25 protein-coding genes are annotated in these 26,233 nt (G+C 72.1%); 8 read left to right on the top strand and 17 right to left on the bottom strand.

The genetic code is table 11. The features are described 5' to 3' along the window. Positions 1 to 67: 67 nt before the first annotated feature. Entirely contained in the window at positions 68 to 991 is a 924-nt protein-coding gene (locus ACWC2B_RS01355; protein WP_450714365.1) for a LysR family transcriptional regulator, read from the bottom strand. On the opposite strand from ACWC2B_RS01355, the gene ACWC2B_RS01350 reads away from it, so the two are divergent. The 3 genes from ACWC2B_RS01350 to ACWC2B_RS01340 all read left to right on the top strand — a co-directional run bounded on the left by ACWC2B_RS01350 (position 981) and on the right by ACWC2B_RS01340 (position 3,945). Continuing rightward, a complete protein-coding gene (locus tag ACWC2B_RS01350; protein WP_450714364.1) occupies positions 981 to 1,637 on the top strand; it encodes an NAD(P)-dependent oxidoreductase in 657 nt (218 codons plus the stop codon). The two genes, ACWC2B_RS01355 and ACWC2B_RS01350, sit on opposite strands and share 11 nt — an antisense overlap. Before the next feature lie 100 nt (positions 1,638 to 1,737). Beyond that, positions 1,738 to 2,466: a hypothetical protein gene (locus ACWC2B_RS01345; protein WP_450714363.1), complete on the top strand. Its 729-nt coding sequence runs from the start codon at positions 1,738 to 1,740 to the stop codon at positions 2,464 to 2,466. 69 nt (positions 2,467 to 2,535) lie between these two features. After that, positions 2,536 to 3,945, top strand: coding sequence for a PepSY-associated TM helix domain-containing protein (locus ACWC2B_RS01340; RefSeq protein ID WP_450714362.1), 1,410 nt, complete (start codon positions 2,536 to 2,538; stop codon positions 3,943 to 3,945). 75 nt (positions 3,946 to 4,020) lie between these two features. Here ACWC2B_RS01340 and ACWC2B_RS01335 read toward each other — a convergent pair whose 3' ends face one another. Then, positions 4,021 to 5,217, bottom strand: a complete 1,197-nt coding sequence (locus tag ACWC2B_RS01335) for a pyroglutamyl-peptidase I family protein (protein WP_450714536.1) — start codon at positions 5,215 to 5,217, stop codon at positions 4,021 to 4,023. A gap of 117 nt (positions 5,218 to 5,334) precedes the next feature. Next, positions 5,335 to 5,937, bottom strand: a complete 603-nt coding sequence (locus ACWC2B_RS01330) for a TetR/AcrR family transcriptional regulator (RefSeq protein ID WP_450714361.1) — start codon at positions 5,935 to 5,937, stop codon at positions 5,335 to 5,337. Between the two features lie 147 nt (positions 5,938 to 6,084). Between ACWC2B_RS01330 and ACWC2B_RS01325 the strand changes: the two genes are divergently transcribed. Beyond that, complete coding sequence (locus ACWC2B_RS01325; protein ID WP_450714360.1) at positions 6,085 to 8,532, top strand: glycoside hydrolase family 3 protein; 2,448 nt, start codon at positions 6,085 to 6,087, stop codon at positions 8,530 to 8,532. Between the two features lie 220 nt (positions 8,533 to 8,752). Here the strand turns inward: ACWC2B_RS01325 and ACWC2B_RS01320 are convergent, their stop codons facing one another. Continuing rightward, on the bottom strand, positions 8,753 to 9,646 hold the full coding sequence (locus tag ACWC2B_RS01320) for an SGNH/GDSL hydrolase family protein (RefSeq protein WP_450714359.1): 894 nt from the start codon (positions 9,644 to 9,646) through the stop codon (positions 8,753 to 8,755). Between the two features lie 326 nt (positions 9,647 to 9,972). On the opposite strand from ACWC2B_RS01320, the gene ACWC2B_RS01315 reads away from it, so the two are divergent. Continuing rightward, entirely contained in the window at positions 9,973 to 10,467 is a 495-nt protein-coding gene (locus ACWC2B_RS01315) for a DUF3145 domain-containing protein (protein WP_053730596.1), read from the top strand. Positions 10,468 to 10,566: 99 nt separating this feature from the next. Here ACWC2B_RS01315 and fabF read toward each other — a convergent pair whose 3' ends face one another. The 5 genes from fabF to ACWC2B_RS01290 form a co-directional block, all read right to left on the bottom strand. Next, positions 10,567 to 11,829: a beta-ketoacyl-ACP synthase II gene (gene fabF, locus ACWC2B_RS01310; RefSeq protein ID WP_450714358.1), complete on the bottom strand. Its 1,263-nt coding sequence runs from the start codon at positions 11,827 to 11,829 to the stop codon at positions 10,567 to 10,569. Between the two features lie 78 nt (positions 11,830 to 11,907). Then, on the bottom strand, positions 11,908 to 12,156 hold the full coding sequence (locus ACWC2B_RS01305) for an acyl carrier protein (RefSeq protein ID WP_053730594.1): 249 nt from the start codon (positions 12,154 to 12,156) through the stop codon (positions 11,908 to 11,910). A gap of 59 nt (positions 12,157 to 12,215) precedes the next feature. Then, entirely contained in the window at positions 12,216 to 13,211 is a 996-nt protein-coding gene (locus ACWC2B_RS01300; RefSeq protein ID WP_450714357.1) for a beta-ketoacyl-ACP synthase 3, read from the bottom strand. A 13-nt stretch (positions 13,212 to 13,224) separates the two neighbouring features. Then, entirely contained in the window at positions 13,225 to 14,142 is a 918-nt protein-coding gene (locus tag ACWC2B_RS01295; protein ID WP_450714356.1) for an ACP S-malonyltransferase, read from the bottom strand. Between the two features lie 89 nt (positions 14,143 to 14,231). After that, a complete protein-coding gene (locus ACWC2B_RS01290; RefSeq protein ID WP_450714355.1) occupies positions 14,232 to 15,428 on the bottom strand; it encodes a PucR family transcriptional regulator in 1,197 nt (398 codons plus the stop codon). A 59-nt stretch (positions 15,429 to 15,487) separates the two neighbouring features. Here ACWC2B_RS01290 and ACWC2B_RS01285 point away from each other — a divergent pair, with 59 nt between their 5' ends. Then, on the top strand, positions 15,488 to 16,147 hold the full coding sequence (locus tag ACWC2B_RS01285; protein WP_450714354.1) for a pirin family protein: 660 nt from the start codon (positions 15,488 to 15,490) through the stop codon (positions 16,145 to 16,147). On the opposite strand, the gene ACWC2B_RS01280 is transcribed toward ACWC2B_RS01285, so the two are convergent. Beyond that, entirely contained in the window at positions 16,134 to 16,952 is an 819-nt protein-coding gene (locus ACWC2B_RS01280) for a serine hydrolase domain-containing protein (protein WP_450714353.1), read from the bottom strand. The genes ACWC2B_RS01285 and ACWC2B_RS01280 overlap by 14 nt on opposite strands. 260 nt (positions 16,953 to 17,212) lie before the next feature. Here ACWC2B_RS01280 and ACWC2B_RS01275 point away from each other — a divergent pair, with 260 nt between their 5' ends. Both ACWC2B_RS01275 and ACWC2B_RS01270 read left to right on the top strand, forming a co-directional pair. Further along, positions 17,213 to 17,680 carry a MerR family transcriptional regulator gene (locus tag ACWC2B_RS01275; RefSeq protein ID WP_450714352.1) on the top strand — a complete coding sequence of 156 codons (468 nt, stop codon included), beginning with the start codon at positions 17,213 to 17,215 and terminating at the stop codon, positions 17,678 to 17,680. Between the two features lie 7 nt (positions 17,681 to 17,687). Continuing rightward, positions 17,688 to 18,716 carry an aldo/keto reductase gene (locus ACWC2B_RS01270; protein WP_450714351.1) on the top strand — a complete coding sequence of 343 codons (1,029 nt, stop codon included), beginning with the start codon at positions 17,688 to 17,690 and terminating at the stop codon, positions 18,714 to 18,716. Positions 18,717 to 18,736: 20 nt separating this feature from the next. Here the strand turns inward: ACWC2B_RS01270 and ACWC2B_RS01265 are convergent, their stop codons facing one another. The 7 genes from ACWC2B_RS01265 to ACWC2B_RS01235 form a co-directional block, all read right to left on the bottom strand. Beyond that, positions 18,737 to 19,939 (bottom strand): acyltransferase family protein, encoded by a 1,203-nt coding sequence (locus ACWC2B_RS01265; protein ID WP_450714350.1) that lies wholly within the window; start codon positions 19,937 to 19,939, stop codon positions 18,737 to 18,739. After that, positions 19,936 to 20,979 (bottom strand): alpha/beta hydrolase, encoded by a 1,044-nt coding sequence (locus tag ACWC2B_RS01260; protein WP_450714349.1) that lies wholly within the window; start codon positions 20,977 to 20,979, stop codon positions 19,936 to 19,938. Before ACWC2B_RS01260 ends, ACWC2B_RS01265 begins: the two co-directional genes overlap by 4 nt. 121 nt (positions 20,980 to 21,100) lie before the next feature. Further along, complete coding sequence (locus ACWC2B_RS01255; RefSeq protein ID WP_450714348.1) at positions 21,101 to 21,784, bottom strand: response regulator; 684 nt, start codon at positions 21,782 to 21,784, stop codon at positions 21,101 to 21,103. A 9-nt stretch (positions 21,785 to 21,793) separates the two neighbouring features. Beyond that, positions 21,794 to 23,071, bottom strand: coding sequence for a sensor histidine kinase (locus tag ACWC2B_RS01250; RefSeq protein WP_450714347.1), 1,278 nt, complete (start codon positions 23,069 to 23,071; stop codon positions 21,794 to 21,796). A gap of 88 nt (positions 23,072 to 23,159) precedes the next feature. Continuing rightward, a complete protein-coding gene (locus ACWC2B_RS01245; protein WP_450714346.1) occupies positions 23,160 to 24,026 on the bottom strand; it encodes a DUF4429 domain-containing protein in 867 nt (288 codons plus the stop codon). A 117-nt stretch (positions 24,027 to 24,143) separates the two neighbouring features. Further along, on the bottom strand, positions 24,144 to 25,355 hold the full coding sequence (locus ACWC2B_RS01240; RefSeq protein WP_450714345.1) for an alpha/beta hydrolase: 1,212 nt from the start codon (positions 25,353 to 25,355) through the stop codon (positions 24,144 to 24,146). A gap of 168 nt (positions 25,356 to 25,523) precedes the next feature. Beyond that, positions 25,524 to 26,156, bottom strand: a complete 633-nt coding sequence (locus ACWC2B_RS01235; protein ID WP_450714535.1) for a TetR/AcrR family transcriptional regulator — start codon at positions 26,154 to 26,156, stop codon at positions 25,524 to 25,526. Positions 26,157 to 26,233: the final 77 nt, after the last annotated feature.

Genomic DNA, 26,233 nt, shown 5'->3' with positions numbered 1-26,233 from the left:
ACTGGTGTTCGCGGCGGTCGCCGTGGTGAGCAAGACGCTGGCGGTCGTCTGGCGGCAGTGATGTTCTTCAGCGCCGGGGCCTCGGTGCCGTCAACTCCCTTGCTGTTTCCCTCAGTTGGGCCAGGAAGGCGGCCGTCGCGGGGGAGGGGCTCAGGCCGCGCGGGGTCGCCGCGTAGACCGCACGGTGGGGTACGTCGTCGGGGTGGACGGTGACCAGGGTGATGTCGGCGCGTACCGCATCGGCGGCCAGTGCGGGCAGCAGGGTCACGCCGAGCCCAGCCGCGACGAAGCCCTGCTTGGCGATCCAGTCCTGCACGACGTACGCGGTGCGCGGCCGGAAGCCCGACTCGGCGGCGGGCCGCATCAGGGTGTCCTCGGGCCGCGCCGACCCGGCCACCCACTCCTCGTCCGCGAGCTCGGCGAGCCGCAGCTCCCTTCTGCCCGCGAGCCGGTGGCCCGCGGGCAGGGCGACGTACATGGGCTCGTCGAGGAGGTGGTGCAGGGTGCAGCCCTCCAGGCTCCGGCCCGCCGTGTCGCTGACCACGGCCACATCGAGGTCCCCGGCGGCGAGCAGTCGCAGATGCTTGCCCGAAGAGCCTTCCGTGCGGGCCACCTCGACGCGTGGGTGCAGCGCACGGAACGCGGCCAGCGTGCGGGGCAGGAGCGCCGCGTCCGCGGTCGGGAACGCGCCGACCCTCAGGAGCCCGCCGTCCAGGGTGCGCAGCGCGTCGAGCTCCGCGCGGGCCGCCGCGAGCCGGTCCCGTACGGCCTCGGCGTGCGGAAGCAGCACCCGCCCGGCCTCGGTGAGCCGGACGCCGCGGGGCAGCCGGTCGAACAGGGCCACCCCCAACTCGCCCTCAAGCGACTGCACTTGGCGCGATACGGCCGACTGGGTGTAGCCGAGCGCGGTCGCGGCCGAGGTGAAGGACCGGTCGGCGGCGACCCGCAGGAACACCTCGTACAAGCTATGCGTATGGGGCATGGCAGCCATGCTAGACATTCGCTTGTCTCATGTCAGGGTGCCTCATAGCGTCGAAGTCATGACACTGAAGATCGCTTTTCTCGGGCTCGGCGGCATGGGTACGCCGATGGCCACCCGGCTGCTCGCCGCGGGCCACCCGCTGACCGTCTGGAACCGTACGCCCGCCAAGGCCGAGGCCCTGGCGGCCCGGGGGGCGGCCGTCGCGGCCACTCCCGCCGACGCGGTCCGCGAGGCCGATGTCGTCATCAGCATGCTCGCCGACCCGGCGGCCGTGACGGCGGTCGTGGACAGCGCGGCACCCCAACTGCGGCCGGGTGCCCACTGGTTGGAGATGTCGACGATCGGCCCCGACGCCGTACGCGATCTCGCCGACCGCCTGCCCGACGGCGTGACGCTGCTCGACGCACCGGTCATGGGCAGCGTCGACAAGGCGGCCGCGGGGGAGCTCGGCATTCTGGTGGGCGGCGACGCGGACGGGGTCGAGGCGCTGCGGGGGGTTCGGGGCGCAGCCCGGGTGCTGACCGCACCGACCCTGCTTAGGGGCGCGGGGAACTGCGCAAGTGCCCCCCACGCGGGGCGGAAGGGGCGCCGCGCTGGGCCGAGTCCTCCGGACAGGCACCCCCGATCGCCGCGCCCACGTGCGCAAATGGCATGATCTGGCCGTCATGACGAATGCCCGGTCGCCCCTGCGCACCCTGCGGGCCGCGATGTTCGCGGCGTTGTGCGTCGCTTTGGCGGCTGTGGGGCATTCGTCCATGTCTGGGCATGACATTCCGATCCCCGTGCTCCTCGCCGCCTTCGTCGCCACGTGCGTGGTCGCCTGGTGCGCGGCCGGACGGCAGCGCGGGGTCGCCGCCATCGCGGGCGGGCAGGTCGCGGCCCAGGGTGCCTTGCACGTCCTCTTCGCCAAGACCCAGCCGATGGCCGGGATGCCCGGCATGGCACACGCATCGGAGCCGATGCCCATGCCCATGCCCATGCCCATGCCGACGATGACGTGCGGGATGCGGTACGCCCACCTCATGCCGGACCCGCCCGACAGCCATGCGATGCATGACATGCACGACATGCCCGGTATGGCTGGGATGGCGGGCATGGACTCCATGGCCGGGGCCGCCGGCCAGGCGCACGCCATGGCCGTGGACGCTGCCGCCCACACCATGTCCGGCGGCATGCTCGCCGCCCACCTCCTGGCCGCCCTGATCTGCGGGATCTGGCTCTGGCGCGGCGAGGCCGCCGCGTTCCGGCTCGCCCGGGCCGTCGGCGCGCTCGGCGTTCTCGCCACGCGACCGCTGCGCCGCGCCCTCGCTCTCGTACGCACCTGCGTGCCCGCGCCGCCCCGGCCCGTCCGCAGGCCGCGCCCGCACCACCGTCCGCGCCCGAGGCTGCGCGGTGCGGTGCACAGCCATGCCTTCATCCGGCGGGGGCCGCCGGCCCGGGAACTCACCCGAGCCACGGCCCCCGGCCGACTCGCCTTCGCCTGATCCGGCGCGGGGCGTGGCCAGGGGTCCCTTCACCCATGCCCACGCCGATCGTCAGGATTCAGAATCCTCATGTCCGTCGACACCTCGTCCGACATCCCATCGCGGGAAACCGCACCCCCCACTCCCCAACGGCCCTCCATCTGGGCCGCACTTCGCCCCCTCGTCCTGCGGCTGCACTTCTACGCGGGCGTCCTGGTGGCCCCGCTCCTCTTCGTGGCCGCCGTCACCGGCCTGCTGTACGCGCTGTCCTTCCAGGCCGAGAACGTCCTGTACCGGCACGAACTGCGGGTCCCCGTGGGCGAGACCACCCAGCCGCTCACCGCGCAGGTCGCCGCCGCGAAGGCCGCCCACCCCGAGGGCTATGTGACGGCCGTCTGGCCCTCGCCCGAGGAAGGCGCCACCACCCGCGTCCTGATGAAGGCCCCGGGCCTCGCCGAGGACGAGTCCCTGGCCGTCTTCGTGAACCCGTACACCAGTGAGGTACGCGGCGCCCTCGCCAGCACCGGAAGCTCGGGCGCGCTGCCGCTGCGCAGCTGGCTCTCCTCCTTCCACGCCGACCTCAAGCTCGGCGAGGTGGGACGCAACTACAGTGAATTGGCGGCCAGTTGGCTCTGGGTTGTCGCCCTCGGCGGGCTCGCGCTGTGGGTCGGCCGGCGCAGGCGGGCCCGGCTCCTTCGCCCCGAGCGCGGGCTCACCGGCCGCCGTCGCACCCTGTCCTGGCACGGCTCGGTCGGCCTCTGGGCGGTGGTCGGACTGGTACTGCTCTCCGCGACCGGCCTCACCTGGTCGCGGTACGCGGGCGAGAACATCGCCGACCTCAAGGACCGGCTCGGCGGCGCCACCCCCACCGTCGCGGCGGCGACCACGGGCGGCATGAGCGGGGGTCACGAGCACCACGAGGGCATGGTCATGCCGCCCGCCGCGCCCTCCACGCTCACCCTGGACCAGGTCGCCGAGACCGCCCGCGAACAGGGAGTACGGGCCAGCATCCAGATCAGCCTGCCCAGCGCGGGCAAGGGATTCGTGGTGCGCGAGCGCGACACCGAGTTCCCCGTGCACCTCGACTCGGTCGCCATCGACCCCGCCGACGGCAAGGTCATGGACGTGCTGCGCTTCTCCGACTACCCGGTCCTCGCCCAGCTGACCCGGTTCGGCATCGACGCGCACATGGGCGTCTTCCTGGGCCTGCCCAACCAGCTCGCCCTGGCCGTCCTCGCCCTGGCGCTGATGGCGCTCACCGTCTGGGGCTACCGCATGTGGTGGCAGCGCAGGCCCACCAAGGGGCGCACGCTCGGCGTCGGCCGCCCGCAGCCGCGGGGCGCTTGGCGCAAGGTGCCGCTGCCGGTGCTGCTTCCGCTCGCGGCGGTGACGGCGCTGGTCGGCTGGTTCGTCCCGCTCCTCGGGATCAGCCTGCTGGCGTTCCTGGCCGTCGACGGGCTGCTCGGCCTGCGCGGCCGTAAGAAGGCCGTAACGCCGTAACAGGTCGCGCCCCAGGTCCTGAACTCCCTTGGGCCCGCGCGCAGTTGATGCGCGCGGGCCTCCCGGGGGGCGGGGCTACTCCGCCGCCACCCGCACGATCGCCCGCATCTGCGCCACGATGTCCAGCCGGTTGCGTACGAACTGAGGGTCCGTCACCGTGCCCGTCTCCGGGTCGGTGTTGCCCGGACCGAACTGCAGGACCGGGGTGTGCACATGGCCGCCCGGGATGCTCAGGCCCAGGCGGTCGCGGAGCAGGGTGGCCCGGTAGGCGATCTCGTTGGAGAGGTAGTCGCCGCCGCCCCCGGCCCGCGCGGTGGAACCCGGGGTCGGCCCGTCGGGGCGGTCCACCGGGGCCGTCGCGCCGGCCGGGATCTCGGTGACGTCGGTGTGGTCGTACACCGGGAAGCGGCCGGTGTGCGCGGCCACGATGTCCTTGTACGGCAGGGTCGTTGAGGTCCACTGCGGCTGGGTCGCCGGGTCGTTCACCGGGACCTGCCCAGTGCTTGACGCGTTGTCGTTGTCGGGGAACCCGCCCCGCCAGGCCCCGTTGAACCGCTCGACGTCGATGCGGCCCACCCGGCCCTGGCTCACCGTCGTGAAAGCGTCCACCTTCGGCAGCACCGGCGCGAGGGCCTTTTCGACCACCCCGTCCGCGAAGTCCTGCCAGCGCACCGGGAAGGTGACCGTCTCGATCCGGGCGAGCTGCCCGTCGGCGGTACGGATCCAGGTGCCGTCCAGGGCCAGCGCGGTCGCCCCCGACGGGTTGCTGATCCGGATGTCCCTGTCCAGTGTGAAGGGGTCGAAGCCGGTCAGCAGGATCCGCTTGAAGCCCTTGCCCTCGGGATAGTCGACGGTGTTCTGGCCGCGCGAGGTCTGCTCCAGGCGGTCCATGAGCTTGGCGCGGTCGGCCTCCGGGAGGCCGAACTCCGGCTCCCAGAGCCGGAGTTCACGGGTGAGGCCGAGCCGGGCCCAGTACAGCGGCCGGTCGTCGTCGCGGCTGAGGTCGCCGCCCGCGGGGCCGCGCCCCTGCACCCGGTCCACCGCCCGCCGCCACAGCCGCGTCCCCTCGCGCTCGACGAGCCGCTCGGCCGCACCGTAGGACCGGGTGGCCGCGAGCTTCCGCGTGAACTCCGGTGCCACGTCGGCGAATCCACTGCGGGCCAGGATCTCCTTCGGCACCGCCCCGTCGAGGCGCTGCTCCTCGACGGTGGCCTGCCGGGGCGCGGTCGCGGCCTGTGCGGGGGCCGGGCCGAGCACCGTACAGAACGTCATCGCCGCACCCGCAAAGGCGAGCCGCCCCACCCGTACACGTCGTCGCACCACAGATCCTTCCGTCGAAGACCGGTCGCGCCCAGTATTCGCAAGGAAGTCCTGTGTGGATAGAGGGACTTATGAGGCGTCCTTCCCGTCAGTGTCGTCCGTGCTCCCGAGCAGCGCCACGAAGTCGTGGAAGGCGGCCGCCATGTCCACCGAGTCCGGGTCGAGCAGCCACTGGTACTGGAGGCCGTCCATCACCGCGACGAGCAGCGGCGCCGCCCGCTCCGGGGTGAGCCCGCCGGGCAGCCGGTCGCCGAACTCGGCGCGCAGCACGCCCGCCATCTCCTCGCGCACCTGCGCGTAGCGGCGGGTGAAGAACGGGCGGGCCGGATGGCCGTCGGTCACCGATTCGCCGAGCAGCGCCGAGAACGTCTGGACGATGCCGGGCCGCATCGCGTTGTACTCGACCAGAGAGGCGAGCAGCTCCAGGCGCCAGCCGTCGGCCGAGGTGCGCAGACCGCCGGTGTCCCACTGGTCCCGCTCCTTCAGTACGGCGACGAGCAGGGCCTCCTTCGTGGGGAAGTAGTGGAGCAGGCCCTGCTGAGTGAGGCCGACGCGCTCGGCGACCGCGCCGAGGGAGGCGCCCCGGTAGCCGCGTTCCGCGATGACCTCCAGGGCGGCGCGGAGGATGTCCGCCCGCCGCTCCTCGCTTCTGGCGCTCCTGGTCCTCGCCATGTCTGCCCCCGCTCCGTGCCGGTCCGTCGGTGTTCCGAGAGGACCGTACGGCATCCTATTATCACGGAAAAATAACTAACCCTACCGCTCTACAGGTAGACCGGTCACCATGGTGCCACGAGCGGACTTCTACGAGGAGGTACGGCCATGGCAGGCGCACCCGATTCCACGCCCGACTACAGCGAGGCCGTGGAGACGGCCCTCGGCAAGCTCGATCCCGAGGCCAAGACCCGGCTGCTCGCCGGGCAGGACATGTGGTCGCTGCCCGCGCTTCCGGAGATCGGGCTCGGCTCGCTCGTGATGTCCGACGGCCCGATCGGAGTGCGCGGGGTCCGCTGGACCGCCGGCGACCCCTCGATCGCCCTGCCGTCGCCGACCGCGCTCGCCGCCACCTGGGACCCGGCACTCGCCCGCCGGGCCGGCACGCTGCTCGCCCAGGAGGCCCGCCGCAAGGGCGTCCACGTGCTGCTCGCGCCGACCGTGAACCTGCACCGCTCACCGCTCGGCGGCCGGCACTTCGAGTGCTACTCCGAGGACCCCTACCTCACCGGCGAGATCGCCTCCGGCTACGTGGCAGGCGTCCAGGGCGGCGGCGTCGGCACCACCGTCAAGCACTTCGTGGCCAACGACGCCGAGACCGACCGCTTCACCGTCGACAACGTCATCGCCCCGCGCCCGCTGCGCGAGCTGTATCTCGCCCCCTTCGAGGCCATCGTCGAAAACGCCCGCCCCTGGGGCATCATGGCCGCGTACAACCAGGTCAACGGCGTGACGATGACCGAGCACCGCCACCTCCAGAACGAGGTCCTGCGCGGCGAGTGGGGCTTCGACGGGTTCATCGTGTCCGACTGGATGGCCGCCCGCTCGACCGTCGGCGACATCCTCGGCGGGCTCGACGTCGCGATGCCGGGCCCGAAGACCGTGTACGGCGAGGCGCTGGCCGCCGCCGTCCGCAAGGGCGTCGTCGACGAGGCGGTCGTCGACGACGCGGTGCGCAACGTGCTGCGGCTCGCCGCCCGCGTCGGCATCCTCGACGGCGTCGACGGCGCCGTCACCGAACTCCCCGCCGCCGTCGACGGCCAGGCCCTCGCCCGCGAGGTCGCCCGCCGCGCCTTCGTCCTCGTACGCAACGAACGCGCCACCCTGCCCATCGACCCGGCCCGCGTCCGCAAGGTGGCGCTGATCGGCGCCGCCGCGCGCGACGCCCGCGTCCTCGGCGGCGGCTCGGCGACCGTGTTCCCCGAGCGCGTCGTCTCCCCGCTCATCGGCCTCACCGCGGCCCTGCCCGAGGGCGCCCTGACGTATGCGGTCGGCGCCGACCCGAGCGACGAACTCGCCCCCGCGGAGCAGGGGTTCGAGCTCCGAGCCGTCTGCCGCGACGCCGCGGGCGACGTCCTCGGTACGGGGTCTCTGCCCAACGGCCAGGTGCAGTGGATCGGCGACGACCTGCCCGCCGGGGTGACCCACGAGACGCTGCACTCCGTGGAGGTCACCGGCACCTTCACCCCGCGCGAGAGCGGCGAGCACACCTTCGGCACGCGGGGCATCGGCGCGTACACGCTCACGGTCGGCGGCCGCCTCCTGTGGGACGGCACCCAGTCGATGAGCTCGGCCTCCGACCCGTTCGAGGCGTTCTTCGGTGCCCCCGCCGAACGCGGCCGCGCCCGCCTCACCGAGGGCGTACCCGTCGAGGTGTCCCTGCGGCACACCGTGCACAAGAGCGCCGACGCCCCGCTCACCGCCGTGATGTTCTCGCTCACCCACCTGGGACCGCGGCGCGACGCCGACGAGCTGATCGCCGAGGCCGTCGAGGCCGCACGGTCCGCCGAGCTCGCCGTGGTGGTGGTCGCCACCACCGACCGCGTCGAGTCCGAGGGCTTCGACCGCCGCGACCTGCGGTTGCCCGGCCGCCAGGACGACCTGGTACGCGCCGTCGCCGCCGCCAACCCGAACACCGTAGTGGTCGTCAACTCCGGGTCACCGGTGGAACTCCCGTGGCGGGACGACGTCGCGGCGGTGCTCCTGAGCTGGTTCCCCGGCCAGGAGGGCGGCGCCGCCCTCGCCGACGTCCTCCTCGGCCACGCGGAGCCCGGCGGCCGCCTCCCCACCACCTGGCCGGCCGAACTCACCGACGCCCCGGTCACCGAGGTCCGCCCGACGGAGGGTCAACTCCCTTATCAGGAAGGCCTGTTCATCGGCTACCGCGCCTACGACCGGGCCGAGGTGACACCCGCCTACCCCTTCGGACACGGGCTCGGCTACACGAGCTGGGAGTACGAATCCTTGGAGGCGACCCCCGCCCACGCCAAGGTCCGCGTCCGCAACACGGGTACGCGCACCGGCCGCGAGACCATCCAGATCTACCTGGCACCGGTTGCCGACGCGGTGTCGCGGCCGGTGCGGTGGCTGGCCGGGTTCGCCTCGGTGGAGGCCGCGCCCGGAGACTCGGCCGAGGTCGAAATCCCCCTGCGCAGGCGGTCGTTCGAGATCTGGGACGAGCTCGCGGGGGCGTGGAGCTTCATCCCGGGCCAGTACGAGGTGCGGGCCTGCCACTCCCTGGCGGACGTTCGACTCAGCGCGACGCTGGGGGTGTGAGGGGCGCTCCGCGGGGGTGCGATCATTTGGGTGCGGGCCGCTGTGGCTGATCGCGCAGTTCCCCGCGCCCCCAACCCCTCCTTCGGCCTCGGGCCGTGCGTGGTGCTCGCGCAGTTCCCCGCGCCCCTAACAGTGCCGGGTACAGGCGTCTTCAGCCCGTCCGGCGTTTGAGGACGAGCGCCCTTAAGGCGCCTCCGGGGTCTGGGGCGGAGCCCCAGGGTCAGTCGGCTGCCGTCACCTTTCCGTACGCGATCTCCGCCAAGCGGCCTTGCCCGTCCTTGCTCGGGTGGAACCAGTCCCACGGGCTCAGCTGGTCTCCGCCGAAGTCGTAGTCGAAGACCGCGCCGCCGTCGTAACGGCAGGCGCGGTCCTTCGCACACACCTCTTTGAGGACCTTGTTGTACGACACCACCCGGTCGTAGACCTCGGTGCGCCGCTCGGTCGCGACCGCGCCCAGGTCGTCGGCGTCGGCCAGCATCGACTGGCAGATGCCCAGCTTCCAGATCTGCTTGCCCACCGAACTGACGCGGCCGGTCGACCACAGCCGCTTCAGATCGGGCACGCTCGACACGTACACCTGCGACTTCGGGGACACCGCGCGCAACCGCCGCAGCGACGCCTCGAACTCCGCGCGGAAGGTGTTCACCGGCGTCATGTCCGCGACGTCCGCGCGGCAGGCGTCGTTCGCACCCGCCATCACCGTGACCAGACCCGGGTGCTGGACCCCGGCCCGGTCCATCTGGGCCGGCAGATCGGCCATCCTGGCGCCGGTCTTCGCGAAGTTCCAGCTGTTGGCGGGGGCCGCCGGGCCGAGGAGGCGGACCGCGAGCGAGTCGACCCGGGCGTCGCTGCCGGTCGCCCAGGAGACCTCCGGGCAGTCGGCGAGCACCGTACAGGCGTCGAAGCCGCGGGTGATCGAGTCGCCCACCGCGGCCACCGACTTCGGGCTGCGGTCCCAGGCGGGGGAGGGGCTGGGCGAGGGCTTCTTCGAGGCGGACGGGCTCGCGGCCGCTGTGCCGCCACCGGACTCGCAGCCGGTGGTCAGGGCGAGGGCGGCGGCCGCGAACAGGGCGGCGGTGGTACGGAAGCGACGGCTCCGGCGGCTGTCCTGCATCCCGGGTCCCCCTCCGTGCGGCGGTCGTTCGGCTCTCGCGGCGTCCTCGCGAGTGAAAGCTTGGTGTTCGAAGGCGCTCCGACCGACATTACGACACCCTTGGCACAGCTCCGCGCGGTAGCTTTGGCCCGTCCAGCCAGAGGAACCACGCCAGACTGCTCCGGTAAATTACATCACGTCACATACTGTCCCATTTCAGGAGATTAGCTCCCGATGCTGTTTACTGTTGAACCCAGGGGCAGAATGTCAGGTGCTGTCCTGACCGGGAACGGCAGGGGCGCGAGGCCGCTGGGGAAGGCGAACCTCGAACCGCACTGGAGGTCCCGGTGACGACACGTGGAGTTCTCTACGTCCACTCCGCCCCGCGCGCGCTCTGCCCGCACGTCGAATGGGCGGTGGCCGGCGTCCTGGGGGTGCGCGTCCAGCTCGACTGGATCCGCCAGCCCGCATCGCCCGGCACGTGGAGAGCCGAATTCTCCTGGCGGGGCGAACCCGGCACCGCCTCCAAACTGGCCTCCGCGCTACGCGGCTGGCACCTGCTGCGCTTCGAGGTCACGGCCGAGCCCTGCGCCACGGCGGAGGGCGAGCGCTACAGCGCCACGCCCGACCTCGGCATCTTCCACGCCGTCATCGGCATCCACGGCGACATCATGATCCCGGAGGACCGGCTGCGCGCCGCCCTCGCCCGTTCCGTCCAGGGCGAGACCGACCTGGAGGCCGAGATCGCCAAGCTCCTCGGCAAACCGTGGGACGACGAGCTGGAGCCCTTCCGCTACGCGGGAGAGGGCGCCCCGGTCCGCTGGCTGCACCAGGTCGTCTGACCCACGCCTGGTGAACCGCTGACCCACGCCTGGTGAACCGCGTACGCGAAAGGCCCCACCGACGACGGTGGGGCCTTCTCAGCTGCGTACGGGGTCCGCTCAGACCGAGCGGAAGGCGAGCACCACGTTGTGGCCGCCGAAGCCGAACGAGTTGTTGATCGCGGAGATCGAACCCTCGGGCAGCTTGCGGGGCTCGCTGCTCACCAGGCCCGGGTCGACCTCGTCGTCGAGCTCGTCGACGTTGATGGTCGGCGGGGCCGTGCGGTGGTACAGGGCGAGGACCGTGGCGACGGTCTCGATGCCGCCCGCACCGCCGAGGAGGTGGCCGGTCATCGACTTCGTCGCGGAGATCGCCACGTGGTCCAGGTCGTCGCCGAGGACCTTGCGCAGCGCCTTGATCTCGGCGATGTCGCCCTGCGGGGTCGACGTGGCGTGCGCGTTGAGGTGAACCACCTCGGACGGCTTCAGGTCCGTCGAGTCGAGCAGGTTCTGCACCGCCGCGGCGACGCCCCGGCCGGTCGGCTCGGGCTGCGCGATGTGGTGGCTGTCGGCCGAGAGGCCCTGGCCGAGCACCTCGCAGTAGACGCGGGCGCCGCGCTGCTTGGCGTGCTCGGCGGACTCCAGGACCACCACGCCGGCGCCCTCGCCCAGGACGAAGCCGTCACGGGCCTTGTCGTAGGGGCGCGAGGCCTGCTCGGGGTGGTCGTTGTTCTTGGACATCGCCATCATGTTGGCGAACGCCGCGATGGGCAGCGGGTGAATGGCCGCCTCGGTGCCGCCGGCGACCACGATGTCGGCGCGGCCGGTGCGGATCATCTCGACGGCGTACCCGATGGCCTCGGCACCCGAGGCACACGCGGAGACGGGGGTGTGGACGCCCGCGCGGGCGTTCACCTCAAGGCCGACGTTGGCCGACGGGCCGTTCGGCATGAGCATGGGCACGGTGTGCGGGGAGACGCGGCGTACGCCCTTCTCCTTCAGCACGTCGTACTGGTCGAGCAGGGTGGTGACACCGCCGATGCCCGACGCGATGACCGTGCCGAGCCGCTCCGGAGTGATGCCCGCCTCGTCGCCCGCCGGGGCGGTGAAGCCCGCGTCCGCCCAGGCCTCCTTGGCCGCGATCAGCGCGAACTGCGCCGAGCGGTCCAGCTTGCGGGCCAGCGGGCGGGGCAGCACCTCGCTCGGGTCGACCGCGGCCGGGGCCGCGATCCGGACCGGCAGTTCGGCGAACCGCTCACCCTCCAGGGCGCGGACACCGGAGCGTCCCGCCAGCAGACCCTCCCAGGTCGAGGCGGTGTCGCCACCCAGCGGTGTGGTTGCGCCGATACCGGTGACGACCACGGTGCGATTGGTCGAACTCACAGGAAGTTTCTCCACGTGTGTAAGGGACGTGAATCAGCGGCGCCACCGCTGGGTGGCAGCCCGAATTCAGGTCCTGAATCAGGCCTGGTGCTTCAGGATGTAGCTGGCGGCGTCGCCAACGGTCTTGAGGTTCTTGACGTCCTCGTCCGGGATCTTGACGTCGAAGCGCTCTTCGGCGGCGACGACGACCTCGACCATGGACAGCGAGTCGACGTCCAGGTCGTCGGTGAAGGACTTGTCCAGCTGGACGTCCTCGACCGGGATACCAGCGATCTCGTTGACGATCTCGGCGAGACCCTCGACGATCTCTTCCTGCGTGGCGGCCATGTTGGCGCTCCTTCGGTGTTAATGCTTCGAATTACGGGCTTCCGGAAGATCCGGAGTGCCTAGGGGAGGGTAACGACCGTCGCGGCGTACACGAGACCCGCCCCGAAGCCGATGACGAGCGCGGTGTCGCCGCTCTTCGCCTGTCCGGTCGCCAGGAGCCGCTCCATTGCGAGCGGGATCGAGGCGGCCGAGGTGTTGCCGGTGGTCTCCACGTCACGGGCGACCGTGACGTGGTCCGGCAGCTTGAGAGTCTTCACCATCGAGTCGATGATCCGCATGTTGGCCTGGTGCGGAATGAAGACGTCCAGGTCGTCCGGGCTGATCCCGGCCGCGTCCAGCGCCTGCTGGGCGACCTTCGCCATCTCGAACACGGCCCAGCGGAAGACCGCCTGGCCCTCCTGCGTGATCGCGGGGAACTTGCCCGAGCTGTCGTACTCGGTCCACGGCACGGTCTGCTTGATGGTCTCCGACTTGTCGCCCTCGGAACCCCAGATGGAGGGGCCGATGGCCGGCTCGTCCGAGGGGCCCACGACGACCGCGCCCGCGCCGTCGCCGAACAGGAACGCGGTGGCACGGTCCTGGAGGTCGGTCAGGTCGCTGAGCCGCTCCACGCCGATGACCAGGACGTACTCCGCGGAACCCTCGACGATCATGCCCTTGGCCAGGGTCAGACCGTAGCCGAAGCCCGCGCAGCCCGCCGAGATGTCGAAGGCGGCCGCCTTGCCGGTGCCCAGCTTGTCGGCGATCTCCGTCGCCACGGCCGGGGTCTGCTTGAAGTGCGACACGGTGGAGACGATCACGCCGCCGATCTGCTCGGCGGAGATGCCGGCAGCCGCGATCGCCTTGCCCGAGGCCTCGATCGACATCGCGGCCACGGTCTCCTCGGGGGAGGCCCAGTGGCGGGTGGCGATGCCGGAACGCGAACGGATCCACTCGTCTGAGGAGTCGATCGTCTCCAGGATCACCTCGTTGGGCACCACCCGCACGGGACGGTAGCCGCCCACGCCCATGATGCGCGCGTACGGGGCGCCCTTGCTGGGCCGGATCTTCGACATGGCTCTCGGCTCCTTAGGCGGATGCATGCTCGGCGATGAGCTCGCGAGCCGCGTCGAGGTCGGCGGGGGTCTTCAGGGCGACGGTCTTCACACCCGGCATCGCGCGCTTGGCGAGCCCGGTCAGGGTGCCGCCCGGGCACAGCTCGACCAGCGCCGTCGCACCCAGCTCCTTGAAGGTCTCCATGCACAGGTCCCAACGGACCGGATTGGAGACCTGGTTGACCAGGCGGGCCACGATCTCCTGGCCACTCGCCACGGTCTTGCCGTCCGCGTTCGAGACGTACGTGACCTTCGGGTCGGCGATGGCGAGCGACTTGGCCGCCTCGTCGAGGGCCGCCACGGCCGGAGCCATGTGGTGCGTGTGGAAAGCGCCGGCGACCTTCAGGGCCACCACGCGGCGCACGCCCTCGGGCTTGTCGGCCTCCAGGGCGGCGAGCTGCTCGGCGGTGCCGGCGGCCACGATCTGGCCCGCGCCGTTCACGTTCGCCGGCGTCAGGCCCAGCTTCTCCAGGTGCGGCAGCACGTTCTCGGGCTCGCCGCCGAGCAGCGCGGCCATCCCGGTCGGCGTGACGGCGGCGGCCTCGGCCATGCCCAGGCCCCGCTTGCGGACGAAACCGAGCGCGGCCTCCTCGGAGAGGACACCCGCGAAAGCGGTGGCGGTGATCTCGCCGACGCTGTGCCCGGCGACGGCCCCCGGGGCGATGTCACCCAGGGCGGCGGCGGACAGCAGACCGGCGGCGACCAGCAGCGGCTGGGCCACGGCGGTGTCGCGGATCGCGTCGGCGTCCGCCTGCGTGCCGTAGTGGACGAGGTCAAGACCAATGGCGTCCGACCACGCGGCGAGCCGGTCGGCCGCGCCGGGGAGGTCGAGCCAGGGGGTCAGGAAGCCGGGCGTCTGAGCGCCTTGGCCGGGAGCGACGAGTACGAGCACTCTCACACTCTCTCTTGTGGACGGCTCCGCACGCCCGTGGGGACAGGGACGAAGAACCGTCGGGGGAATTGTGGGTGTCCGACAAAAGTCTAGGACTGCGAATCTCCGTCGGCCAGACGCCCCAGGATCAGCGCGATCCTCAGCGTGAACGCGGAACGCACGTCGGACGGCGACCAGCCGGTGACGTCCGTCACACGTCGGAGCCGGTAGCGAACGGTATTGGGGTGGACGAACAACATCCGGGCCGCGCCCTCCAGACTGCTCGCCTGCTCCAGATAAACACTCAAGGTTTCCAGGAGCGCCGAGCCCGCCTCCTCCAGCGGTCTGTAGATCTCCTCCACCAGCTGCTCGCGCGCGGCAGGATCCGACGCGATCGCCCGCTCCGGCAGCAGATCGTCCGCGAGAGCCGGCCGGGGTGCGTCCTGCCAGGCCGAACACGCCTTCAGGCCGGCCGCCGCCGCCTGCGCGGAACGGGTCGCGGCCAGCAGGTCCGGGACGACGGGGCCCGCGACGACGGGACCCGCGGCATACGGCCCGATCAGGCTCTTCGCCACCTGCAGCGGGTTGTCGCTGCCGCCCGCGATGACGACCAGCCGAGACCCGAGCACCCCGGTGAGCACCTGGAGCTTGGCGTGCCGGGCGGCCCGCCGGATCGCCTCCACGGTCAGCTCGCTGTCGCCGTCCGGCGCCGTACCGAGCACGACACACACGTGCTCCGGCGAGTTCCAGCCAAGAGCCGCTGCCCGCGACACGGCGCCCTCGTCGGCCTCGCCGGACAGCACCGCGTTGACGACGAGCGACTCCAGACGGGCGTCCCACGCGCCGCGGGCCTCGGCGGCCTGCGCGTACACCTGGGCCGTCGCGAAGGCGATCTCGCGGGCGTACACGAGCAGCGCCTCGCGCAGGATCGACTCGTCGCCCGGCGCCGCGACCTCCTCGATCGCGGTCTCCATGACCTCGATGGTGGTGCGCACCATCTCGACGGTCTGCCGCAGCGTGATGGCCCGCGTCAGCTCGCGCGGGGCCGTGCCGAAGACGTCGGTCGAGATCGCCTGCGGCGTCTCGGGATGCCGGAACCACTCGGTGAACGCGGCGATACCGGCCTGGGCGACCAGACCGATCCACGACCGGTTCTCCGGCGGCATCGCCCGGTACCACGGCAGCGTCGCGTCCATGCGGGCGATCGCGTTCGCGGCGAGCCGCCCCGAGGACTGCTCAAGACGCTTCAGGGTCGCGGCATGCGGATGGGCATTCTTCGCGGGATGTACGGGATCGGGTGCTGGCACGGGGACAAGACTGCCTTATCGGGAACCCCGCCCGCCGGGCCGGGTCTACGGTGGTGGGCGTGATTTCTGTCAGGCGCGGCGACGAGCGCTACCGGGGCGGCGACCCGGGCGCCGGTATCGAGTCCCTGCACGCCTTCTCCTTCGGCCGGTTCTACGACCCGGACAACCTCCGCTTCGGGCCGGTCCTCGCCTGCAACGAGGAGCGGCTCGCGCCCGGCGCGGGCTTCGACGAGCACCCGCACAGCCACACCGAGATCCTCACCTGGGTCATCGAGGGCGAGCTCACCCACCGCGACTCGGCCGGCCACACCACGGTGGTGCGCCCCGGCGACGTGCAGTGCCTGAGCTCCGCGGGCGGCATGCGGCACGAGGAGCGGAACGGTGGCGAGACCCCGCTGGTCTTCCTCCAGATGTGGCTCGCGCCGAAGAAGCCCGGCGGCGAGCCCGCGTACGACATCGTGCGCGGCATCGCCGACTCCACTCCCTACGCGGTGCTCCCGGCGGGCGTCCTGCTGTACGTCCGCCGCCTCGCGCCCGGCGAGCGCACCGCCGTCCCGGACGCGCCCGGCGTGTACGTCCATGTCGTACGCGGCCGGGTGCACCTGGCCAAGGAGGAGCTTCGGCCGGGCGACTCGGCGCGGATCACCGGGGCGCTCGGCCTGGAGCTGACGGCGGACGACGGCGCCGAGGTGCTGTTCTGGGAGTTCAGCTCCGTGTGAATTCGGCCAGGACCGTGTCGGTGAACACCGGCCACGCCTCGGCGGCCCAGGGCCCGAACGCGCGGTCCGTCAGGGCGACGCAGGCGAGGCCCGCGTCCGGGTCGATCCACAGGAACGTACCGGACTGGCCGAAGTGGCCGAAGGTGCGCGGCGAGGACGAACTGCCCGTCCAGTGGGGGGACTTGGAGCCGCGGATCTCGAAGCCGAGGCCCCAGTCGTTGGGGTTCTGGTGGCCGTAGCCGGGCAGCACGCCCTTGAGGCCCGGGTACTGCACGTGCATCGCCTCGGCGACCGTGGCCGGGTGGAGCAGCTGCGGTGCCTGCACCTCCGCCGCGAACCTCGCGAGGTCCTCGACGGTGGAGACGCCGTCCTTGGCGGGCGAGCCCTCCAGGATGCTGGACGTCATGCCGAGCGGCTCGAACACCGCCTGGCGTACGTAGTCGGCGAAGGGGATGCCCGACTGCTTGGCGATGTGGTCGCCGAGCACCTCGAACCCGGCGTTGGAGTAGAGCCTGCGTTCGCCGGGCGGCGCCATCACCTTGTGCTCGTCGAAGGCGAGCCCCGAGGTGTGCGCGAGCAGGTGGCGGACGGTGGCGCCGGTGGGCCCGGCCGGCTCGTCGAGCTCGATCGCCCCCTCCTCGTACGCGACGAGGGCCGCGTAGGCGGCGAGCGGCTTGGTGACGGAGGCCAGCGGGAACCGGTGGGACACCGGCCCGTGCGTGCCGGCAAGCGTTCCGTCGGCCCGCACCACGGCCGCCGCGGCGGTCGGTACGGGCCAGGTCTCGATGATCCGCAGGCTCTCCATGCGTATGAGCCTAGTAGTCCTGAGGCGACGGCCGCATGGCGGGATCCGGGGCTGTGGACGCGGCCCGGCGAGGCGTGGAGCGGCTCTCCCCAACTGTGCCGTCGGGTTGCCGGGATCGCCGGGCCGGTATTCGATCGTGCCGAGCGGCGACGGCGTGAAGTGGGCGGTGGGGCCGACGGGACCGGGCCCGGCGTACGGCACGAAACACGTCACGGAATTCGCTTGCTTGGAGTGCACTCCAAGGATCTAGCGTGGAGGTCATGACGGTGATCGAAAGCACGGCGGTGACGGTGGACCGGGTCCAGCAGGGCCTCTGCGCGACGCGGCCGCTCCACCCCCGCCCCGACGGCCAGGACCGCTACACGATCAGCGAGGTCGTGGCGTGCACCGGACTCACCGCGCACACCCTTCGCTGGTACGAGCGGATCGGCCTCATGCCGCACGTGGACCGCTCGCACACCGGCCAGCGGCGGTTCAGCAACAAGGACCTGGACTGGCTGTCCTTCGTCGGCAAGCTCCGGCTCACCGGGATGCCGGTCGCCGACATGGTCCGCTACGCCGAACTCGTCCGCGAGGGGGCGCACACCTTCGAGGCGCGCCAGGAGCTCCTGGAGCAGACCCGGCGCGACGTCATCACGCGCATGGCGGAGCTCCAGGACACGCTCGCCGTACTCGACTACAAGATCGACTTTTATGCGGACGCCCGCAAGGCGTCGGAAAGGGTCTGAACACCCCATGAGCAACAGCCCGATTGAGAAGATCAGCACCGTCCGGCTCGGCACCGAGGGCCCCCAGATCGGCGTCCAGGGCTTCGGCGCCATGGGCATCAGCGAGTTCTACGGCGACACCGACGAGGCCGCCGCCCGCGACACCCTGGAAGCAACCGTCGAGCTGGGCGTCACCCTCATCGACACCGCGGACGTGTACGGCTCCGGGGCCAACGAGGAGTTCCTCGCCCCCTTCCTCGCCGCCCACCGCGACGAGGTGACCCTGGCCACCAAGTTCGCCATCGAGCGCCGCGCGGACGACCCGCACTACCGGGGCATCCGGAACGACCCCGCGTACATCAAGAAGGCCGTCGAGGCGAGCCTGCGCCGACTGAACATCGACGTCATCGACCTCTACTACATGCACCGCCGCGACCCCGAGGTGCCGCTCGCCGAGTCCGTCGGCGCGATGGCCGAGCTGGTCAAGGAGGGCAAGGTCAAGTACCTGGGCCTGAGCGAGGTCACCGGTCCCGAGCTGCGCGAGGCGTACGCCGTGCACCCGATCGCCGCCCTCCAGTCGGAGTGGTCGGTCTTCAGCCGCGACGTCGAGCGCAGCGCCGTGCCGGCCGCCGCCGAGCTCGGCGTGACCTTCGTGCCGTACTCGCCGCTCGGCCGCGGCTTTCTGACCGGGGCGTTCGCCGATGCGGGCAAGGACCTGTCCGGCGGGGACTTCCGCCAGTTCCAGCCCCGCTTCACCGGGGACAACGCCGTGACCAACGCGGCCCTGCTCGAACCGCTCCACAAGATCGCCGCGGCGCACGGTGCGACGACCGCGCAGATCGCGCTGGCCTGGGTGCAGCAGCGGGCCCAGGTGCACGGCCTGACCGTCGTCCCGATCCCGGGCACCCGCAAGCGCAGCCGCCTCCTGGAGAACACGGGGGCGACCCGCATCACGCTGAGCGCCGAGGAGCTGGCGCTCCTGGAGCCGATCGCCGGGCAGGTCGCGGGCGACCGCTACCCCGACATGTCGTCCACCTCGGCGGCCCGCGAGCAGTAGGCCGCGCGAACCGCCGGGGCTCACGCCAGCCCCAGCGCGAACACCGCGAAGCCCGCCGCGAGCAGCCCCGCCGCTGCCCGGCGGGCCTTCGTCGCCTTCGTCCAGGGCGCATCGAAGCCCCGCGCGTAGCGGGCGATCACCACGAGCAGCACCGCGAACACCGGCATCCAGGCGAGCCGTTCACCGATCCACGCCAGTGTGTCCGGCGCGGTGGTGAGCCCCGGCACGCGCCCGGCGAACGAGGCCGGTACGGCGGCGGCGAGCATCGCCGTCTGGTGCCAGCACAGGATGGTCATCGCGGACAGGTTGACGACCACGACGGGTGCCCAAAGGGCGGGCTTCCTCAGCCAGTTGGCGATGCGGTCGCGCAGCAGGACCGCGGCGCCGGACTGGGCCGCGGCGAGCGCGAGCACGAGCAGCGACGGCGGATGCGAGTTGGTACGGGCCTCACCGGGCACGCCGACCATGGACGCCGGGTAGTGGAAGAAGACGAGCAGCGAGGCGAAGAGCAGTGCCCCGCCGGCGAACAAGAACCACCCGCCCCTGCGCCCGATCCTCTTCTCCGCCCAGCAGACGCCGAGTTGGTAGGCGAACATCCACCCCGGCAGGATGTTGACGAGCGACAGCCAGGACGGCATGGAGTCGGCGTACGGCCCGTACCGCAGGAAGTCGACGGCGGCGACGACGGCGAGCAGCGGAGCCGCCGCCCAGCCTCCCATCCGTCGGGCGGTGCGTACGCAGTAAGGCGTGAGGGCGGTGACGCCGACGTACACCCCCACGAACCACAGGGGCTGGATGACCAGCGTGGACCCGGTGCGCAGGGTGTCGCGGGACACGCCGAGGGCGTAGAGCGCGGGGATCATCGCGGCCCAGACGGCGGTGACGCCGAGCACGGGCCGCCCGAGCCGGGCGACGCGGCCCTTGAGCCACTGTGCGGTCGACCCCTTCCTGCGGTGGAAGGACAGCACGGAGGCGTAGCCGCCGACCAGGAAGAAGATGCCGAGCATCTGCAGGATCCAGCTGGCCGGCGCGAAGCCCGCGAAGGTGGAGAGCGGGCTGGCGTTGTGCAGCGCGCCGGCACTGTCGCGGGTGAACCCGCCGAGCAGCCAGTGCCCGGTCGGCACGGCGAGCAGCGCGAGGGCGCGCAGCCCGTCGATCGCGCGGTCGCGATGGGCGGGCGTCCTGCGCTCAATATCCGCGACGGCCCTGGTCAAGGCACTCATCGAACATCTCCCGTGGCGATGGCGGCGAAGGCGTCGAGGGACTCGGTGCCGGGGGCGAAGTAGCCGGTGTGGCCCTTGGCGTCGGCGGCGGGCACTCGGCGGGCGCCGAAGGACGGGTCGGTGGGGTCGGCGCCGTGGCCGAGCCCCGCGAACTCGACGTGCGGTACGTCGTCGATCCAGTCCGTGGGGTCCTTGGCGGCCCACACCCGGGCCTTGGTGCCCAGGTCGCCGACGGTGTCGGCGCGCATGCCGGGGGAGCCGAGCGCGACGATGTCCGAGGCGTCGGTGTCCTTGGCCGCGAGCCCGCACACCACGGAGCCGTAGCTGTGACAGAACAGCACCGGGTCGGGCGCGCCGACCGCGTCGAGCCCCTCCGTGAGCCGGGTCAGCCGCTCGGCCCCCGCCTCGGCGAGCCCCCCGGTCGCCGCGTCGAGCCCGACCCCGACCGGGGTGGTGTACCCGGCCCAGGCGATCACGGCGGTCGCGTCGTGCGTCGCGCCCCGCAGCGAGGCGGCCATGCCGGCGGGGGTGCCGTAGATGTCGTTCGTGCGGTCGAAGGTGGCGGCGTCGATGTCGGAGCCGGGGACGATGACGGAGACGTGGGCGGCGTCGGTCAACTCCCCGTAAACCTGGGCGACTTGACCCCGCCCTCGCGGATCGAAGGCGAGAATCCGCCGGGACGGGTCGGCGAGCCGCGCGTACCGGGGGTCGTGCGATTCCTCTATCGCTCGCCGATTGGCCTCGTACCGCAGGCGTACGGGGGCGCCGTCGAGGTTCCCGACGGTCTCGGGGTGCCGCCGGACCAGGGTCTGCTGCTCTTCCTCGCTCAACCCGGCGAAGAACAGGGCGACTTCGCGGGGGCTCGCGCTCGCCGGGTCGGGCAGGGGGCGCCCGATCACGGTGTCGGCCCGCCAGGCGGCGGCGCCGGGGGGTGGCCCGGTGACCGCCTGCTGTGCGTCGGCCGTGGCCCACCCGGCCGTACCCGCGATGGCCGTGACCACCAACGCGGAGGCGATCATCGCCCTCCCGAACCGCTGCATGCCGCGACTTCCCTTCCTCTGTCGTCCCTTGACGAGGAGGAAGGTAGGAAGGCGGTGGGGCGCGGGGCGTCACACTGGGGGGCTGGGTGGGGGGTGATACCTGGGTAGGGGGTGGGTGAGGCTACCCGGCGTCACCGGGGCGCACCACGCCCGCCTCGTAGGCGAAGATCACCGCCTGCGCCCGGTCCCGGAGGTCCAGCTTCGCCAGCACCCGCCCGATGTGCGTCTTCACCGTCTGCTCGGCCAGCACCAGGCGTCCCGCGATCTCCTGGTTCGAAAGGCCCCGGGCGATCAGTTCCAGAACCTCCGTCTCCCGGGGTGTGAGCCCGTTCAGACGCAGCGCCGCCGCCCCTTTGCGCGGCGTCGGACGCTGCGCCGCGAAGTCCGCGATGAGGCGCCGGGTCACGGACGGCGCGAGGAGGGCCTCGCCGGCCGCCACGACCCGTACGGCCCCGATCAGGTCGGCCGGCGGCGCGTCCTTCAGCAGGAATCCGGACGCCCCCGCGCGCAGCGCCTCGTACACGTAGTCGTCGACGTCGAAGGTCGTCAGCATCAGCACCTTCGGGCGGTGGACGACGCCGGCCGGCGGGTCCAGGATCTCGCGGGCCGCGGCGAGCCCGTCCATCTCGGGCATGCGGACGTCCATGAGGACCACGTCCGGGTGGGTGGAGCGGGCCACCTCGACCCCTTGGCGGCCGTCGGGCGCCTCGCCCACCACGTCGATGTCGGCCTGCGCCGAGAGCAGCGCGGCGAACCCCGCCCGCACCATGGCCTGGTCGTCGACGATGATCACGCGGATGGTCAACTGGCGTCCTTAGGAGGGGAGTTCGGATGCGGAGGGGGAATCGAGGGGCAGGCGTGCCGCCACCCGGAAACCGCCGTCCGGCAGCGGCCCCGTGTCCAGCGACCCGCCGGTCAACCGTACGCGTTCACGCATGCCGACCAGGCCGTGCCCCGTACCGGTGGCCTCCAGCGGCGAAGTGCGGCCCGCCGTCGGGCCGTTGACGACGACCACCGTCAGATGCCGGTCGTCGCACGTGACGGAGATGCGGGTCGTGGCGCCCGGCGCGTGCCGTACGACGTTGGCGAGCGCCTCCTGCACGATCCGGTACGCCGACAGGTCGACCGCGGGCGGCAGCGCGGGAAGGTCCGCGGCAAGGGAGAGCCTGGCCGGCAGTCCGGCCCGTACCGTCGCCTCGACGAGCTGCTGGAGGCGGTCCACGCCGGGCTGGGGAGCGCGCTCGCCGCCCTCCTCGCCGCTGCCGTCGCTGCGCAGCACCGCGAGCAGGCGCCGCATCTCGCTCAGCGACTCCCGGGCACTGGACGCGATGGCCTCGAACTCACCCCGGGCCGCCTCGTCGAGCCCGGTCAGCCGGTAGGGCGCCGAGTCGGCCTGCACGGTGATCACCGACATGTGGTGGGCCACCACGTCGTGCAGCTCGCGCGCGATCCGGGCGCGTTCCTCCAGGAGGGTGCGCTGGGCGCGCTCGGCCTCGCTGATGTTCTCCTGCTCGGCGAGCGCCCGCTCGGCCTCCTGGCGGCTGCGTACCGCGCCCGCGAAGGCCAGCACCACGCCCGAGAGGACGAAGAGCAGGACGTACGTGCTGGTGGAGCCGCTCGGCGGGAAGACGCCGAGCGCGAGGCTGGCCGCGACCGTCGCCAGCCACACCGCGACGAGCGTGCGGGTCGTCTCGCGCAGCCCGAGGCAGGCCATGAGGACCAGATAGCCGACGATCACCGTGGGCGTCCACGGCCAGGCGCGGCCGGTCGTATCGGCGCCGTACAGCAGGAGCGCGCCCAGGACGTCGGAGGCCAGGATGATCAGCCAGGCGGGCATCGGCCGGGTCACGGCGAGCAGCAGCGGCACCGTCTGGGCCACCCCCAGCGCCCCGGCCCAGCCGCCGCCGAGTTTGTAGTCGCTGGCGAGCACGGTGATCGTGATGGGCAGCAGCGCCACCACGAAGCAGCCGACGACGAAGTACGGACTCCACCGCTGCCAGCGCCTGGGGGCTCGCGAGAACAGCGGCCGGGTGGCTTCGGGGGGCGGCCGCAAGAGGGCGAGCGCGCGGTGGGAGGCGGGTGCGATCTTCATGACCCGGCCAGCGTAGGCAGCACCGGGCCCACCGCGCGTCATACCGGGGTGCTACCCGCACCCCGGACTCCGGTATCAGCCCGGCGGTCTACAGCTCCGCGAGGAGTTCCGCCTTCTTCGCGGTGAACTCGTCGTCCGTGACCAGGCCCGCCCGGTGCAGGTCGCCGAGGTGGCGGATCCTTTCCGCGATGTCCGCCGGGTCGCGCCGGCCCGCCGCGACGGGGACCGGCTGGTGCGGGACGGCGGGGCCGCTGCCGCCCCGTACGGCCGCCAGGACCGCCGCCGCGAACGGCAGCGACTCGTGCACCGGGCCGTAGCCGAGGCCGAAGACCACGGATGCCGGGTCGCGGTCGGCCTGCGCGGCGGACCCGTCGGCCTCGCGGCGCAGCAGCCGCAGGTGCCCGTCGAAGACCTCGGGGGAGCGCCACTCGACGCCGCTCAGCGCCCCGACCGGGAAGGTCTGGTCGCCGGCCTTCCACTTCTCCGAGGACGCGCCCGTCCAGAACCAGCGGAACGTGACCTGCCGGCCGTCGAAGGAGGCCTTGCCGTCGTACGCCTTGAAGTTCAGCGGGGCCTCGGGCGCGGCCACCAGATGGCGGTCGGCGGGTTCGCGGGCGTACGGCGGCAAAGAGTCCCGCAGCTCGTCCGCGTAGTACTCGGCGAGCGTCTCGCGCTCGGCCGGAAGTACCAGACGGTAGGGGTCGCAGGACTCCTTCAACTGGCCCGCCGCGGCATCCATCAGCGGGTCGGCGCCCGGTCTCGGCACCGCGTGCAGCACCACCGTGCCGCGTTTGCCCGGGGAGAGCGTCACCGACTCCAACGCCTCGTGGGGGATGCGTCGTTCACGCAGCGCCTGGAACAGCTTCGGCGCGCGTATCCCCCGTTCGAAGCGGATGAGCACGGAGTCGGACTCGAACTCCCAGGTGGCATGAATTCCGGCCAGCACATCACCCATGCGCCTCATCGTAGGCGGCGTACGCCCGCGCGTCCCCCCTCGGAGAAAACCCCGTTGCCGCGCGAGCGCTCCGGCGATCACGCGGTGTCTACGCGTGTCAGCCCGTCGGTGTGCCCGTCAAGCGGTCGGCCGGTCGGAAATTCCGTTGCCGCAGCCGGCACCGCCGTCGGCGCAGCCGACCGTCTGGTACGCGCCAACTCCGATGGCCGCGAAGTTGGCGAGGCTCTTGGTGCCGGGCTCGAAGTAGCCGGTGTGGCCGATGGCTCCGGCTGCCGACAGGACCCGCGCGCCGAAGGCCTCGGAGACCGGGTCGGCGCCGTGGCCGAGGCCCGCGACGTCCAGGTACGGCACGTCCTGGATCCAGTCGTCCTTGTCCCGCATCGCCCAGACCCGCGCCGAGGTGTCCAGCTGGGCGGCGTTGCGCACCCGCATGCCGGGGCTGCCGGCCACCGCGATGTCGCTGACCCGGGGCGGCAGTTGACGCGTCGAGACGCCGCACACCACGGAGCCGTAGCTGTGGCAGAACAGCTCCACCGAGGACTTCCCGGGCAGCGCGCGCACCATCGCGGACAGCCGTACGGCACCGTCCTCGGCCAGTTTGCCGATGGCCGCGTCCATGCCGAGACCGGCCGGCGCCGTGTAGTCGGCCCAGGCGATCACGGCGGTCCGGGTGCCCGGCGCGGCCGTCCGCTCGGCCGCGTACAGCGACTGGGCCATGCCGACCGGGGCGGTGTTCTTCTTGTTGGTCTTCTCGAAGGTCAGGACGTCGGTGTCGACTCCGGGGACGATCACCGAGACCCGCTCGGCGTGGTCCAGGTCGCCGAAGACCTCCGCGACCCGGCCGCTGTCGGAGGGGTCGAAGGCGAGGATCTGGCGGTCGTCGTCGAGCAGCGAGTCGAACCGGTGCATCCGGCGGCCCGCGTCCTGGCGGCCGTCGGACGAGAGCCGGCTGTCGACCATGCGTTTCTGCTCGACGGCGCGCGCCTGGGTGAGCGCGACGCGGTTCGCCTTGTAGCGCAGCGGTACGGGTGCGCCGTTCAGGTTGCCCACGACCAGCGGGTACTGGTCGGCGAGGGTGCCCTGCTCGGCGGGCGTGAGCGAGCCGAAGAACTGCGCCAGCTGCTGGGCGGTGTCGTCCGCCTTGGGCAGCTTGTGGCCGTCTATCGTGCCCCTCGCCCAGGCCGCGAGGGCCTTGGCGCGCGGTGCGGAGTCGCCTGCGTGGCCGCGGATCGCCGTCCAGCCGGAGGTCGCGAGCATGACGAACACGACGGCGAGCGCGAGCAGCGCGCGCCAGGCGTTCAGTGTGGGGGAGGAGTCGAAGGAAGTCACTGCGGACAACAGTAGGAGACCCTGGAGGTCCGCTGGGCTGACAGTGACTCAGATCACGTTTGGGCGGGTGGTGGTCTCACCAAGAGCGCGCGCGGGCGCACGCTCCGTACGACTGAAGTGCGATTGACGTGGGATTCGGGCGTGGTCCGGGCGTGTTCCCGGCCCGGCTCACGCGCGCCAGTCGTCGGCCAGGGCGGGGCCGAGGTGGTCCAGATAGCTCGCGGTCAGCTCGCGGATGGCGGCCACGCTGGGGTCCTCGCCCTGCCCCCAGAGTCCGCCCGCCACCCGCATCACACCGGTGAAGGCGGCCACGGCCACCCGGGGCCGCGGGTCGGCGTCGACATCAAGGCCCTCGCGCTCGGCGATGAGCCGCGCGACCTGCTCCTCCACCTGGGCCGAGCGGCGCAGATGGGCCGCGAGCAGAGCCGGAGTCGACTCGATCACCTGGTACGTCCGCATGTACAGGGCGACCGGCACGACGGGGGACAGCCGCTCCTCGATGGTGTCCCAGGCCGAAAGCGCGGCCAGGCGCATGGCGGTGAACGGGCCCTCGGCGGGCGGCCGCCCGCGCAGCGCGTCCACGAAGTGCGACTCCACCGTGTCCTGGGCGGCGAAGACCACGGCCTCCTTGTTGGCGAAGTAGCGGAAGAAGGTGCGCTGCGAGACGTCGACCGCGTCCGCGATCTCGTCGACGGTCGTCTGCTCGTACCCCTTGGTGGTGAAGAGTTCCAGGGCCGCCCGCAGCAGTGCGTCCCGGGTGCGCTGCTTCTTCAGCTCGCGCAGGCCGCCGCTCGGCGTCATCGGCCGCTGCTCCACCGTCACTTCATGGTCCTCTTTCAGTCAATTCGGCGTGTTCAGCTTAGCTGTGAGCTAGGTGA

The sequence above is a fragment of the Streptomyces sp. NPDC001415 genome (assembly GCF_053597395.1).
This window is presented reverse-complemented; position numbering and strand designations above follow the sequence as displayed.

Excerpts from the sequence above, each read along its gene's own strand:
- ACWC2B_RS01350 (WP_450714364.1), top strand. The coding sequence starts at position 981 with ATGGCAGCCATGCTAGACATTCGCTTGTCTCATGTCAGGGTGCCTCAT.
- ACWC2B_RS01355 (WP_450714365.1), bottom strand. The coding sequence starts at position 991 with ATGGCTGCCATGCCCCATACGCATAGCTTGTACGAGGTGTTCCTGCGG.
- ACWC2B_RS01345 (WP_450714363.1), top strand. The coding sequence starts at position 1,738 with ATGTCTGGGCATGACATTCCGATCCCCGTGCTCCTCGCCGCCTTCGTC.
- ACWC2B_RS01340 (WP_450714362.1), top strand. The coding sequence starts at position 2,536 with ATGTCCGTCGACACCTCGTCCGACATCCCATCGCGGGAAACCGCACCC.
- ACWC2B_RS01335 (WP_450714536.1), bottom strand. The coding sequence starts at position 5,217 with ATGACGTTCTGTACGGTGCTCGGCCCGGCCCCCGCACAGGCCGCGACC.
- ACWC2B_RS01330 (WP_450714361.1), bottom strand. The coding sequence starts at position 5,937 with ATGGCGAGGACCAGGAGCGCCAGAAGCGAGGAGCGGCGGGCGGACATC.
- ACWC2B_RS01325 (WP_450714360.1), top strand. The coding sequence starts at position 6,085 with ATGGCAGGCGCACCCGATTCCACGCCCGACTACAGCGAGGCCGTGGAG.
- ACWC2B_RS01320 (WP_450714359.1), bottom strand. The coding sequence starts at position 9,646 with ATGCAGGACAGCCGCCGGAGCCGTCGCTTCCGTACCACCGCCGCCCTG.
- ACWC2B_RS01305 (WP_053730594.1), bottom strand. The coding sequence starts at position 12,156 with ATGGCCGCCACGCAGGAAGAGATCGTCGAGGGTCTCGCCGAGATCGTC.
- ACWC2B_RS01300 (WP_450714357.1), bottom strand. The coding sequence starts at position 13,211 with ATGTCGAAGATCCGGCCCAGCAAGGGCGCCCCGTACGCGCGCATCATG.
- ACWC2B_RS01280 (WP_450714353.1), bottom strand. The coding sequence starts at position 16,952 with ATGGAGAGCCTGCGGATCATCGAGACCTGGCCCGTACCGACCGCCGCG.
- ACWC2B_RS01275 (WP_450714352.1), top strand. The coding sequence starts at position 17,213 with ATGACGGTGATCGAAAGCACGGCGGTGACGGTGGACCGGGTCCAGCAG.
- ACWC2B_RS01270 (WP_450714351.1), top strand. The coding sequence starts at position 17,688 with ATGAGCAACAGCCCGATTGAGAAGATCAGCACCGTCCGGCTCGGCACC.
- ACWC2B_RS01265 (WP_450714350.1), bottom strand. The coding sequence starts at position 19,939 with ATGAGTGCCTTGACCAGGGCCGTCGCGGATATTGAGCGCAGGACGCCC.
- ACWC2B_RS01260 (WP_450714349.1), bottom strand. The coding sequence starts at position 20,979 with ATGCAGCGGTTCGGGAGGGCGATGATCGCCTCCGCGTTGGTGGTCACG.
- ACWC2B_RS01250 (WP_450714347.1), bottom strand. The coding sequence starts at position 23,071 with ATGAAGATCGCACCCGCCTCCCACCGCGCGCTCGCCCTCTTGCGGCCG.
- ACWC2B_RS01245 (WP_450714346.1), bottom strand. The coding sequence starts at position 24,026 with ATGGGTGATGTGCTGGCCGGAATTCATGCCACCTGGGAGTTCGAGTCC.
- ACWC2B_RS01235 (WP_450714535.1), bottom strand. The coding sequence starts at position 26,156 with ATGACGCCGAGCGGCGGCCTGCGCGAGCTGAAGAAGCAGCGCACCCGG.